At 63.2% G+C, this 12,485-nt stretch carries 12 protein-coding genes and 1 tRNA gene; 10 read left to right on the top strand and 3 right to left on the bottom strand.

Annotated elements, in window-relative coordinates:
* Nucleotides 1–23: 23 nt before the first annotated feature.
* On the bottom strand, nt 24–215 hold the full coding sequence (locus tag ACERI1_RS08660; protein ID WP_373617712.1) for a hypothetical protein: 192 nt from the start codon (nt 213–215) through the stop codon (nt 24–26).
* Between the two features lie 447 nt (nt 216–662).
* On the opposite strand from ACERI1_RS08660, the gene ACERI1_RS08655 reads away from it, so the two are divergent.
* On the top strand, nt 663–3,785 hold the full coding sequence (locus ACERI1_RS08655) for an adenosylcobalamin-dependent ribonucleoside-diphosphate reductase (RefSeq protein WP_373617711.1): 3,123 nt from the start codon (nt 663–665) through the stop codon (nt 3,783–3,785).
* A gap of 108 nt (nt 3,786–3,893) precedes the next feature.
* Nucleotides 3,894–4,070: an HVO_2523 family zinc finger protein gene (locus tag ACERI1_RS08650; RefSeq protein WP_373617710.1), complete on the top strand. Its 177-nt coding sequence runs from the start codon at nt 3,894–3,896 to the stop codon at nt 4,068–4,070.
* 26 nt (nt 4,071–4,096) lie between these two features.
* On the opposite strand, the gene ACERI1_RS08645 is transcribed toward ACERI1_RS08650, so the two are convergent.
* A complete protein-coding gene (locus ACERI1_RS08645; RefSeq protein WP_373617709.1) occupies nt 4,097–4,816 on the bottom strand; it encodes a TVP38/TMEM64 family protein in 720 nt (239 codons plus the stop codon).
* A 233-nt stretch (nt 4,817–5,049) separates the two neighbouring features.
* Between ACERI1_RS08645 and ACERI1_RS08640 the strand changes: the two genes are divergently transcribed.
* Nucleotides 5,050–5,134 (top strand) — tRNA-Leu (locus ACERI1_RS08640).
* A 193-nt stretch (nt 5,135–5,327) separates the two neighbouring features.
* Complete coding sequence (locus ACERI1_RS08635) at nt 5,328–5,891, top strand: DUF420 domain-containing protein (protein WP_373617707.1); 564 nt, start codon at nt 5,328–5,330, stop codon at nt 5,889–5,891.
* A gap of 27 nt (nt 5,892–5,918) precedes the next feature.
* Here the strand turns inward: ACERI1_RS08635 and ACERI1_RS08630 are convergent, their stop codons facing one another.
* The gene (locus tag ACERI1_RS08630; protein WP_373617706.1) at nt 5,919–6,116 is read right to left on the bottom strand and encodes a DUF5800 family protein; all 198 of its coding nucleotides are present in this window, start codon (nt 6,114–6,116) and stop codon (nt 5,919–5,921) included.
* A 145-nt stretch (nt 6,117–6,261) separates the two neighbouring features.
* Here ACERI1_RS08630 and ACERI1_RS08625 point away from each other — a divergent pair, with 145 nt between their 5' ends.
* The 6 genes from ACERI1_RS08625 (at nt 6,262) to ACERI1_RS08600 (ending at nt 12,452) form a co-directional block, all read left to right on the top strand.
* Entirely contained in the window at nt 6,262–7,119 is an 858-nt protein-coding gene (locus ACERI1_RS08625) for an acyltransferase (protein ID WP_373617705.1), read from the top strand.
* A gap of 191 nt (nt 7,120–7,310) precedes the next feature.
* On the top strand, nt 7,311–8,177 hold the full coding sequence (locus tag ACERI1_RS08620; protein WP_373617704.1) for an electron transfer flavoprotein subunit beta/FixA family protein: 867 nt from the start codon (nt 7,311–7,313) through the stop codon (nt 8,175–8,177).
* A gap of 1 nt (nt 8,178) precedes the next feature.
* Entirely contained in the window at nt 8,179–9,660 is a 1,482-nt protein-coding gene (locus tag ACERI1_RS08615; RefSeq protein ID WP_373617703.1) for an electron transfer flavoprotein subunit alpha/FixB family protein, read from the top strand.
* Nucleotides 9,660–11,342: an FAD-dependent monooxygenase gene (locus tag ACERI1_RS08610; protein ID WP_373617702.1), complete on the top strand. Its 1,683-nt coding sequence runs from the start codon at nt 9,660–9,662 to the stop codon at nt 11,340–11,342. The genes ACERI1_RS08615 and ACERI1_RS08610 overlap by 1 nt, the downstream gene beginning before the upstream one ends.
* 1 nt (nt 11,343) lies before the next feature.
* Entirely contained in the window at nt 11,344–11,757 is a 414-nt protein-coding gene (locus ACERI1_RS08605) for a hypothetical protein (RefSeq protein WP_373617701.1), read from the top strand.
* 158 nt (nt 11,758–11,915) lie between these two features.
* Nucleotides 11,916–12,452 carry a hypothetical protein gene (locus ACERI1_RS08600; RefSeq protein WP_373617700.1) on the top strand — a complete coding sequence of 179 codons (537 nt, stop codon included), beginning with the start codon at nt 11,916–11,918 and terminating at the stop codon, nt 12,450–12,452.
* Nucleotides 12,453–12,485: the final 33 nt, after the last annotated feature.

Genomic DNA, 12,485 nt, shown 5'->3' with positions numbered 1-12,485 from the left:
GACAGCGAAATGGATCGCTGTGATTAGAAGAAGGGGAGAAACGAGAGGTCAGTGAACCCAGCGGCATAGAGTCCCGCGAGGACGACGGCAGCGACGATTCCGATTCTGACGGCCAGTTTGATCGCGATCTTGATCGCGACGACGGCGACGGCGAAGGCGGCGAGCGCGGTCAGCACCAGCAAGATTGGCGGTACCGACGTGAGTGCATCGATCATATGCAATTCACCACACTGCAACGACGTAATCTTTCTGGATATCGTGATTGATCATCGACAGTGAGTGATCATCTGGTGTCGGTGACTCGAGCGAGGCTGTCCCACTCGGCCACTGGTTTGTGAAAGAGAAAACCACGCGAAAGCGACGAGATTCCGTCGCTTACAGTCACTTTCAGTTCGGTCTGAAAATCGTTAAGACGGTTGACGGCGTAGGTCGTAGTGACCGCACAGGCGGCCGTTTCGGCGGCCGCGGGAGACCTAGACACGATAGGCTACAGAGACATCTATACAACTATATTTGTACTACTACAAGGAGAGTAGGAGAAAACACCACGCTTAAGATGAATACGTGAATACTGAACCTTCGTCACGAATGATTAGAGTCAGGACCCGGACCCACGCCAGAATCGACGCGTTGCAGCGGTGTAGCGACGAGGTGGCTCGCGCATGAGCGACGCCGACCTCTCCGCGGCGGAGTTGACGCTCCCGATCAAGCGCACCAAAGGTGACACGCTCGAGGAGCGACTGACCGACAACGCCTACCACAACATCCTGCCGGCGCGCTATCTGCGCAAGAACGCCGACGGCGACCTCATCGAAGAACAGGAAGATCTCTTCGACCGCGTCGGCAAGAACATCGCGCTCGCAGAGGCCGTCTACGAGGCCGAGAAACAGGACCTCGAGATCACGGTCACGCCCGACCAGCTCAAGCCCGACCACCCACGGCGGGACGAACTCGCTGCGGAGGTCTTCGGCGCCGGTACCACTACGGACGACGAGACTGAAACCGCACTCTCTATCTACAATATTAACAAGTTCGCCTACGATACCGTCGTCCCCGAACTCCCCGACGAGATCCGCGAGCACGTCGAGGACGTCGCCGACGAGTTCCAGGAGATGATGGCGAACCTCGACTTCATGCCGAACTCGCCGACCCTGATGAACGCGGGCGACGAACTCCAACAGCTTTCTGCGTGTTTCGTCGACTCCCCCGACGACGACATTGACGACATCCACCAGACTGCCAAGGAGGCCGCGCAGGTCTTCCAGAGCGGCGGCGGCATGGGCTATGCCTTCTGGCGACTCCGTCCCTACGGCGACGCGGTCGGCTCGACCGGCGGCATCGCGTCGGGACCGATCACGTTCATGCGCACGTACGACCAGATGTGCGAGACGATCGCCCAGGGCGGCGCTCGCCGCGGCGCGCAGATGGGCGTCATGCGCGTCTCCCACCCCGACGTCATCCAGTTCATCCACGCCAAGAACAAGGACGTCTCGCTGGCCGAGACGCTGCGCCTGAACGACCCCGACGACTACACCCACACCTCCTTCCAGGAGGCCTTGGACGAAGCCCGCGAACTCATCGACGACGAGGGACGGGTCCCCAAGCATCTCCGGAACGCCGTCGAGGGCCACCTCTCGAACTTCAATATCTCTGTCGGCATCACCGACGACTTCATGGAGGCCGTCCAGAACGGCGAGGAGTTTACGTTCACCAACCCCCGAACGGGCGAGGCACACATCGCAACGGAAGAGACGAAGGAGCTCTACGACATGTTCGGCCTCGGCGAATACGTCGAGGTCGGCGAGGAACTGTCGATCCCAGCCGAGGAACTCTGGGACGACATCGTCGAGGGCGCTCACGAGAACGGCGAACCCGGCGTTATTTACCTCGAGCGGGTGAACAAGCAACACTCCTTCGACATCGAGAAACACCCCGACCACCGCATCCTCGCGACGAACCCCTGTGGCGAGCAGCCCCTCGAGGAGTACGAGGCCTGTAACCTCGGCCACATCAACCTCTCGACGCTTGCGGACCTCGAGGCCCCTGACTGGCGCGTCTGGTACGACGAGCACGGCGATGAGTACGACACGCTCGCGGACGCCGTGGACGCCTTCCTCGACAACGCCGTCGACTTCGAGGACCTCGACCGCCGCATCGAGATGGGCACCCGATTCCTCGAGAACGTCGTCACGATGTCGGATTTCCCGGTCGAGAAGATCGAACAGAAGGTCCGGGAGATGCGCAAGATCGGCCTGGGCATCATGGGGCTGGCACAGCTGTACATCCAGCTCGGCATGGAGTACGGCAGCGAAGCCTCCAACGAGGTCGCGCGCCAGCTGATGACCCACATCGACCACACCTCGAAGTGGACATCCCACGAACTTGCCGAGGAGCGCGGGAGCTTCGACGAGTGGGACAAGTCCAAGTACGCGAACCCGACCGAGTACCGCGAGTGGTTCGAGAAGCAGACCGGCCTCGACGCCGGCGAGTGGGAAGACGGGTTCCCAGTCCGGAACCACAACACGACGACCATCGCCCCCACAGGCACCACGAGCATGGTCGGCAACACCACCGGCGGCTGTGAACCCATCTACAACGTTGCCTACTACAAGAACGTCTCCGACGACGTGCAGGGCGACGAGATGCTCGTCGAGTTCGATGACTACTTCCTTCGCGTCTTAGAGGACAACGACATCGACGTCGACGCGGTCAAAGAAGAGGCCAAAGAGCAGATGGCGACCAACCAGTTCAACGGCGTCGAGGGACTCTCGACGGTGCCCGACGCCATCGGCGAACTGTTCGTCACGACCGGTGATCTCTCGGCGAAAGAGCACGCCGGCGTGCAGGTCGCCTGTCAGGAAGGCGTCGACTCCGCGATCTCGAAGACCGTCAACGCGCCCAACGACTCCACGCTCGAAGACGCCAAGGACGTGTTCGAGTACATCTACGACCACGGCGGGAAAGGCGTCACCTACTACCGTGACGGCACCCGCAGCAAACAGGTCCTGACGACGCGGGCGGACAACGCCGACTTCGCTGACGAGACCGAAGCCGCACAGGCCCTCGTCGAGCAGATCGACGAGATCTTCGGCGGACTCGAACAGTTCCTCGAGAGTCAGGAGGTTCAGGATATCCTCGAGGACGACGTCGACGCGCTGCTGGGCGACGCCGAGCCGATGCAGGTCGACTTCACCGAAAAGCGCGAACGGCCCGACGCCCTCCAGGGCGTCAGCCAGCGCATCGACACCGGTTACGGGAAGATCTACGTCACGATCAACGAAGACCCCGAGACCGGCCAGCCGTTCGAGCTGTTCGCGAACATCGGCCACTCCGGTGGCTTCACCAACTCCTTTACCGAGGCGCTGGCGAAGGTCATCTCGACCTCGCTGCGTTCGGGCGTCGACCCCGACGAGATCGTCGACGAACTCTGTGGGACCCGCAGTCCCAAGGTCGCCTGGGACAAAGGCGAGCAGATCCAGTCGATCCCCGACGCGATCGGCACCGCGATGCGTCGCTATCTCGAGGGCGAGATCGACAAGCCGTATCCGAAACAGCAGACGCTCGAGGAGTCGGCTGACGCCGACCGCGTCGAAACCGCCGGTCACAAAACCGATGGCGGTGCAGCCGCCGCACAGGGCGGCGCGGCTGCAGATGCAGACGACGATACGACCCAAGACCTTATCGACGCCGGCGAGTCGCCGGAGTGTCCCGACTGTGGCTCGATGTCGCTGTACTTCTCCGAAGGCTGCAAGACCTGCGAGTCCTGTGGCTGGAGCGAGTGCTAAGCGCTAACTGAAGCCGTTTCGGGCGGTATCTTCGTTTTATCTCTCATTTTCCGTCGCTGAACCACCGGAAACACCACACTTAGCACTGACCAGCGAGAACAGTGTCCTATGACTGCCGACAGTGGAGATGGCACCGCTGGTGGCGCTCCAGTGGACGACTCGAGCGATCGAGCCCGTGGCGGCCCGCGCTGTCCACACTGTGAGGCACCGATGTACAAACGCCACTGCAAGTACGTCTGTCCACACCACGGCGTCATTATCGATTGCAGCGATCCCTTCCGCTGAGCACTTCTCGAAACTGAAGCACCCAGCTACCCGTCCGTCGATCGTCTCGAGCCGTCGGCTCGCCGCTGGGTCCGCGCACGCAGTGCACGATAGAGCGGGCCAGCGAGCAAGAGCGCGGCAGCGAACGCACAACCAAGCGAGAGTGTGAGCCCGAGATCGCCGAGCCCGTTCGTCGAGACCGTTGCTGCGGAGGCACCGACGACGACCGCGGCGACCGTCCAGGGTAGTTCGCCGATCGCAGTGCCGACGACCAGATGCCGGAGTTCGACGCCGCTGACGGCAGCCGCACACGTCGCGACGTCCGAAGGGATCGGTGCCAGCCGCGAGGCGGTGACGCCCCGCAGCGGCCCCGCCGTGTCGTAATACCGCGCGACGGTTTCGCCGGTTCGCTCGAGCAGGCCACCGCTGCTGTCAGCCGCGGCGGCTGTGTCGTCGCCGGTAAGCCACCGGACCGCAACGAAAATCGGGAGCACCGTCGTGACGACGCCGGCGAGTGCGATGGGAACGCCGGCTGTGACGCCGAAGCCGTAGCCGACGACGGCTGCAAGCGGCGTGGTCGGCCAAGCCAACGCCGGCCGCACCAGATAGAGCCCCACGACGACGAGTCCGAACGAAAGTGGGTCCGCGGCCACCGCGTCGACGGTCTCGAGCACTGTCGTCGGCGAGACGAAGACGCCGGCAGCGATCATTCCGGCGACAATGAGCGCCCCAGCGAGCGCGCGCGACCGACCAGACGGCACTGACATCACTCGAACCTCTTGCTCGAGCGTTGAAACCTTTGTGACTTTCCCGGTCACAGTGAAGATAGCGGCAAGTATCGCGACACCCAGGGGAGCGATCGACCGGCAGCGGCGCAAATCGGTCGGAACTCATCATTCAGGTATAACTAGGCGTGTGTGATTCGACCGCAGTCGCGGACGCAAAGGAAAGGGCTTTTATAATCACACTGGATACGATTGAGTGCAGACAAAGACAGCGAGCGTGGGTAGCCAAGCCAGGCCAACGGCGCAGCGTTGAGGGCGCTGTCCCGTAGGGGTCCGCCGGTTCGAATCCGGTCCCACGCATCGCACCGGTGGAGAACATCCACCACAATCGATGCAGGTGATTTCCCTTCGTGGACATCACCCACGCATAATCCTTTCCGACACTACTTCCGACGAGTGCCGGCCATCTCCAAGATGGTGCGCTGACTCGAGCAGCGGTGGCAACAGCACCCCAGAGAGTAACCACTTTCCCGCTGCGCTCGAACGCCCACACATGGAATACGTCCCCAGAGAGCGCGTGCGGCTTCTCACCGGCGTGTTGAGCGTGGTATCGCTGGCGGTCGTCTTTGCGGCTGCCGGCGGTCGGATTCCGTCCTCGAGCGTGCCAGCGGCTCCGGAGTGGGTCATCGAGACGATCCCGCTCGTCAACGCGCTGTTGAGCGCGGCGGCGATCGGGACGATCACGGTGGGCTGGCGGGCGATCCGACGCGGCAAGATCGAGCGCCACCGGGTCGCGATGATGGCGTCGTTTGGCCTGTTCGTGGGCTTTCTGGTCCTCTATCTGTACCGATTGACCGTGACCGGCGGCCCGGAGCCGTTTCCCGGCCCTGAGACAGTCTACCAGTTCGTCTATCTGCCGCTGCTGGCGATCCACATCCTGCTCGCGATCGTCTGTATTCCGCTGCTCTATTACGTCCTCATGCTCGCGTTCTCCCGTCCGGTCGCGGAACTTCCTCGGACGAGCCACGCCCGCGTGGGCCGGATCGCGGCGACGCTGTGGCTGATTTCGTTTGCACTCGGGATCGTGGTGTTCGTGATCCTCCACGTCGTCTACTAGCGGCCCGAGACGGGATCGAAATCCGTCTCAGTCCAAAATATCGCCGATGCGGCGCGGCTCGCCCTGCAGGTTCGGCTGTTCGGCGACGATCTTCAACACTTCGTGGTCGGTCACGTCGTAGTAGGATTTCTCGGTGGCTTCCTCGACTAAGTCCCGCTTGAGGCGGAACTCGGTTCCTTCGTAGACGACGTCGACGCCGTCGTCGTCGAACGCAAGCGTAGTCATGACTGGTCGTATGCAGCGGGAGTGTAAAAACGGGGCGACTGTCCGCGATGACCGTCCGTCTGGCGACCGAACCGGCAGACACGCGTCAGACGAACGACCGACGACGCGCGACATTTATTAGGTGATATGTCGTTGTAACGTGAATGTGGCCTTCAGCACGGACCCGCTCGACGAACTCGTCGTTCCGGACGGAACGGAAACGCAAGAGCGCGACATCGTTACCGACGGGAACGTCCTCGTCGGCGGGCGCTCGACCGTCGAGTTCGGCGTCCGTGGCCGGAACGTCTTAGCCGGCGAAGGGGCCGAGTTCGGCGGTGCGATCGAAGCCGACGGCGACTGCCGACTCGACATGTGGTGTGACGTCGCCGACAACGTCCTGGTCGGCCAGGACGCCTACATCGGCGAACGCGTCCACGTCGGTGGCAGGCTGAAAGTCGCGGGCGATCTCGACATCGGTGATGACGTCGAGATCGAGGAGGGATTCGAAGCGAACGGCTGGATCGTCATCCGTAATCCGATGCCGACGATCGTCTTCCTGTTCGTCTACCTCAAACACCTCCTGTTGATCGGCGAGGACGACACGGCCCAGCAGCTCGTCTCCGAACTCCTCGAGGACGATGCGAACGCGTCCGACGCCGACCCGCTGGTGATCCCACAGAACGCGACCGTCGGTGACGACGCCTGGCGCGTCTCGACGCCCGCGACGATCGGCGACGACTGCCGCCTTCACGGGAACGTCCGCGCGGAGACAATCGATGTCGGAACGACCTGCAATATCTTCGGAAGCCTCCGGGCACGCGGCGATATCACCGTCGGCGACGGCACGCGCATTCACGGCGACGTCACCACCCGCAACGGCGACGTCGAACTCGGCGCTGGGACGCGTGTCCTCGGAGATGTCTCCTGTGGCGACCTCAAGCTCGGTCCCGACGCCGAAGTCGACGGCACGATCCGGGCCAACGGCGAGATCACGATGGGGACGACCGAACGCGAGCAAGAGTAAGACTGGTTCGTCGTCCCGATCGCACGCGGGTCACGTCGGCCCCTGTCGCCGCGATTTTCCTACTATCCCTCGAGAACAGCCCGCTCCGTGACCATTTCCTATCAGCGATTTCCTCCCCTATTCTTAATACTGATACTATGATAGGGGGCCACAGACATGCGAACAGTAACCACACAGTCGCGGAGGGATCGATGAGATCGATCGTACTCACGAAAGGCGTCCCGGACTTCTCGGAGGGTGCCGTCTCGTTCGACGAGGACGGTCACTTAGAGCGGGGGAAGACGCCGACCGTGATGAATCCCAACGACGAGTTCGCGCTGCAGGCCGCATTGCAGACGAAAGTCCGCCACGGCGGCCACGTCACTGGAATGAGCATGGGGCCGCCGGGATACGCCGAGGTCTTGCAGGGGGCGATGGAGACGGTCTACACTGACGATAGCTACTTGCTTTCCGACCGGGAGCTGGCCGCCTCCGACACGTGGGCAACGGCGATCACGTTGAGCGCTGGCCTCGAGAAATACCAGGACGAAATCGCGGATATCGATCTGGTCTTTGCCGGGTTCAAGACGGCGGACGGGGAGACCGGCCAGACCGGCCCGCAGACCTGCTGGGCAATGGACTGGCCGATCGTCACCCACGTCATCGCACTCGATATCGACCCCGACGAGCGGACGCTGCGTGCGAAACGGCTGGTCGAGGGCGATATCGACGAGGTCGAAACCGTGGAAGCACCCCTACCCTGTTTCGTCGTCACCGACCCCGAGTTCGAGCCGACCTACCGGAAAGCCTCACATCGACTGACACACAAGGAGTTGCGAGCCGAGACCGAACGGCGAGCCACGAACCACGACGACTATCTGACGACGTGGGATCACACCGACCTCAATCTGGATCCCGACTACATCGGGCTCGACGGCTCGCCGACGATCGTCTCGTCGGTCGATCCGATCCCCAAAGCGCCCTCCGAGCGGGAGGCCACGATGATCGACCCCGCCGAAGACGAGATGGAACCGGTTCTCGAGGAACTGCAGCCCCACGCTGCGGAGGCAGGTGATTGAAATGACTGTAATTGATCCGGACGACTACACCGTCGACGAACTGACCGACGAACTCGAGACGATCGACGACGCAGACGACCTCCAGGCGATTCTCGAGGCCGAGCAGGCCGGGGAGGATCGGACGACGGCTCGCGAGGCGATCCAAGACCGGCTCGCGGAACTCGGCGTCGATCACGAGGGCGACGACAGCGACGAGGAACACGACGAGTCGGACGCGGAAGACGCCGACCAGGAAGGGGACGACGACCTCTCACATCCAACCCGCGACAAGAAACACGTCCGGGCGCTCGAGGACGGCGCATACGCGGACATGTGGGTCTTCTGTGAGATCCAGGGTGGCGAGTTGCTCGACGTCTCGAAGGAGATGCTCGGCAAGGCTCGCGAACTCATGGACGGCTTCGAGGAGGACTACGGGGACGACGAAGCCGTCGTTGCCTTCCTGATGGGCGACGACTGTGAGGGGCTGGCCGAGGAGTGTATCGCCTACGGGGCAGATGTCGCGGTCTACCACGACGACGACCGCCTCGAGCGGTTCCTGCACAAACCCTACACCGAGATCGCGGCCCACATGGCACGCGGGAAGGGAACCGTCGAGAGCACCGACTGGCGCGACTACGACGAGCCGCGATATATCCTGTTCCCGGCGACGAACAACGGGCGGGACCTCTCGGCGAAGGTCCAGGCCGAACTCGATTCCGGGCTGGCCTCGGACTGTTCGGACCTCTTTATCGAAGAAGAGGAGGTATCGAATCCGGTCAAGACTGGCGAACCCGGCGTCAAGAAGACCTTCGAGAAGGTCTTGCACATGAAACGTCCGGACTTCTCGGGCTTCGAGTACTCGACGATCCTCTGTCTCGACAATCCGGGCCGGGAGTTCCACCCGCAGGGCTGTTCAGTCATTCCGGGGAGTTTCGAGCCCATCGAGCGCGACCCCGACCGCGAGGGACTGGTCGTCGAACACGACATGGACCTCGAGGATGACTGGTTCCGCGTCGAGATCACCGACCACGACCGTCTCGAGGCCGGGATCGATCTCACCGGCCACGACGTGATCGTCTGTCTCGGGCGCGGGATCGCCGACGATCCCACCGAAGGGATGGAACTCGGCCTCGAGCTGGTCGACGCCTTCGAGAACGCTGAACTCGGCATCACGCGGGGGATCGTCACGTCCTCCTATCAGTTCGAGGGTCACGTCGAGGCGTACTCGAACGAGGAACGCCAGATCGGCGAGACCGGCCAGGTCGTCGCGCCCGATGTCTACATCGCGGCGGGCGTCTCCGGAGCGGTCCAGCACAAAGTCGGTATGGACGAATCCGACACGATCGTCGCGATCAACACCGACCCCGACGCCCGGATTCGGGACTTCAGCGACTACTTCATCGAGGCCGACCTCTTCGAGGTCCTGCCGCGACTCACCGCGACCGTCGAATCGGGTGAGCCGGGGCTCGAGCCCGAGGCCGTCGCCGACGGAGGTGACGAGTGATGGCGGCTAAAACGGACGTCTACGAGCACTACGAGGCCGTCGTCGTGGGCTGTGGGCCCGGCGGAGCCGCGGCGGCTGCGCGGCTGGCAGATCACGGCGTCGAGACGCTCGTCTTAGAGCGCGGCACGGAAGCGGGCGCGAAGAACGTCTCCGGCGGGCTGATCTACGCCGAGGACTCGGCTCCCTACACGATCGACGACCTCTTCGACGGCTTCCGCGAGCGCGCGTCCGAGCGACCGGTCACCGACTACTACATCCACAACATCGCCGGCAACGCGGTCAAGACCTACGACCTAACCGATCTCCACGAGCACGACACCGACTGGTGTGATGCCGTGTTGCGTCGGGAGATGGACTCCTGGCTCGAGCAACGGGTCCACGAGAAGACCAGCCAGACCGGCGGCGGCGTCCTGACGAACGTCCGAGTCGACGGCCTCCTGCGTGAAGACGGGGAGATCGTCGGCGTCACCTGCGACGAACTCGATCCGATCAAGGCGGACCTGATCGTCGCGGCTGACGGCGTCAACTCCGAACTCGCCCGCGAGGCGGGATTGATGGACTGGGAGGAACCCGACGAGTGGTACCAGGGCGTCAAGGCCGTCGTCGACATGGACCCCGACGCGATCGACGACCGGTTCGACATAGGGCCCGACGAGGGTGCCGCCCACCTATTCTCGGGTGATCTCTTCAGCGACGTCCGTGGCGGTGGCTTCCTCTATACGAACGAGGACTCGCTGTCGATCGGGACCGTCTTCCACCTCGATAGCCTCGTCGAGCAGGAGGCCGAACCCCACGAACTGCTCGACGCGCTGCTGACCCACCCGATACTGGCGGGCTGGTTCCAAAACGAGTACCACGAGCGCGAGTACGCGGCGAAACTCGTTCCCGACTCGAAAAAAGTCGCCCACAGAGAGCCCTACCGCGACCGACTCGTCCTCGTCGGCGACGCCGCCGGCCAGATGCAGGCCCAGGGGCCGATCATCAAGGGGATGAACCACGCTGTCACCGCGGGCGCGCTCGCGGCCGACGCCTTCGCCATCACCCGCGGCAACCGCGATCCGGAAGCCGCTGGTCGGCGCTACACGAAGCTGCTCGAGGACTCCGGAACGATGGACAAGCTTCGGCCTCGGCGGTACGAGCTCAGTCAAACCGTCAGCGAACGCGACGCCGTGACGAACGCGGTCGAGCGAGTGCTTGACTCGCCGATCGGCTCGCTCGCGGTCGGGAATCCGATCGCCGACCGCCTGCTCGAGCGGGCGTACAACTCGCCGTTTTTGGTCTCGATGTTGCCCGACACGAAGACCGGCTACGTCTCTCTGCCGACGCTGATTGCCGAGGAACACGGCAAGACGATCTACTGGGACAGTGAGGTCGAGCCGCCGACCCTCGAGGAGCGCATCGGCGAGTTAACCTACGATACCGACGTGGGCAATCCGCACATCGAACTGCTCGACGAGTCCGCCGAGGCAAGCGGCGCAGCCGTCACTGCCTGCCCGGTCAGCGCCGAGGACTTCGGCGGCGGCTGTTACCGGTCGGAGACGGTCAAGACAAACGGCACCGCCGAGACACTGGTCAGTCTCGACACACAGCCCTGTGTCGAGTGTGGAACCTGTGCGATCGTCGCCGACACGGCGTGGGAACACCCACGCGGCGGCAAGGGCGTCGAGTTCCGCGAGGGATAAGATGAGTCGGTACGGGCCCCGTATCGCCGCGCTTGCACGCCGTGCCGAACGCGAGCGGGCAGCGTTCGACGGCGTCGAGACGGGATCGGACGGCGATCCGATTCCGGACGCCCCGACGAGTCCCGACGCCGTCGACTACCTCCGGACGGGTGCAGGGCAGGCCATCTGGCTCTACGTCGAGGCCCGGACCGGCGGGCGACTCGTTCCGTTCTCGGACGCCGAATTTGCCGCCCTCGAGACCGCGATGAATTGCTGGCTCGAGTGTTACACGCGCTGTCACGGCGTCGCGCTCGAGGCCGAGTTCACGATCCGCGAGGCGGCAGAACTGTTGCTCGAAACGCGAAACATCGTCGACACGGCACAGTTGTTGACCTGTGTTCCGGAGCGACGTGTCAGCCAGCGACCGACGCGGTGACGTAAAGCGGTTCAGACACTTTCGGATCGGAAAACGGAGTCGTCACTGTCCTGTGCCAGTCCGCACTTGACTCCCACGCAGGAGACGGGTATTCGACTATTCCGGTTGGGCACAAAGTCAGCGTGATGGCACGAGACGATCGGTTATCCCGACGACGAATGCTTCAGTTGACAGGCGTTGCCGCGTCGACGGCAGTTGTCGCAGGCTGTGGTGGTGGCAACGGAAACGGGAACGGGAACGGAAACGGCGGTGGCGGTGGTGGCATCGAGATCGATCCCGGCACGCAGATCGAGTTCGACGGGCAGACGTCCGGCTGGGAAGGGCTCGCACCCTCGGCGATCGAGGGCGAGGTGAACCCGACGCTGGTCCTCGAAGAAGGAGAAACGTACGAGATCGGCTGGACGACCGGTGACGGCGCCCGGCACAATATCGAACTCCGTAATGAAAGCGACGAGGTTGTCGACGATCTCGCGACGGAGGTCGTCACCGAACCCCAAGACCAGTGGCTCGAGTTCACTGCCAGCAGCGATATGGTTACGTACATCTGTCGGATCCATCCGACGACGATGATCGGCGATCTGCAAGTCGGCGGTGGCGGCGGTGGCGGCGATGGTGGTGGGAACGAAACTGGCAACGAAACCGGGAACGAAACTGGCAACGAGACTGGCAACGAAACCGACAACGAAAGCAGCTAGTTGCACCGGCACCCGTTTTGCGATCGAGACCAA

It is taken from the genome of Natrinema sp. HArc-T2, assembly GCF_041821085.1.
In the GTDB taxonomy this organism is placed as follows: domain Archaea; phylum Halobacteriota; class Halobacteria; order Halobacteriales; family Natrialbaceae; genus Natrinema.
Note: the sequence above shows the minus strand (reverse complement) of the source record. Positions and strands in the feature narration are given on the sequence as shown.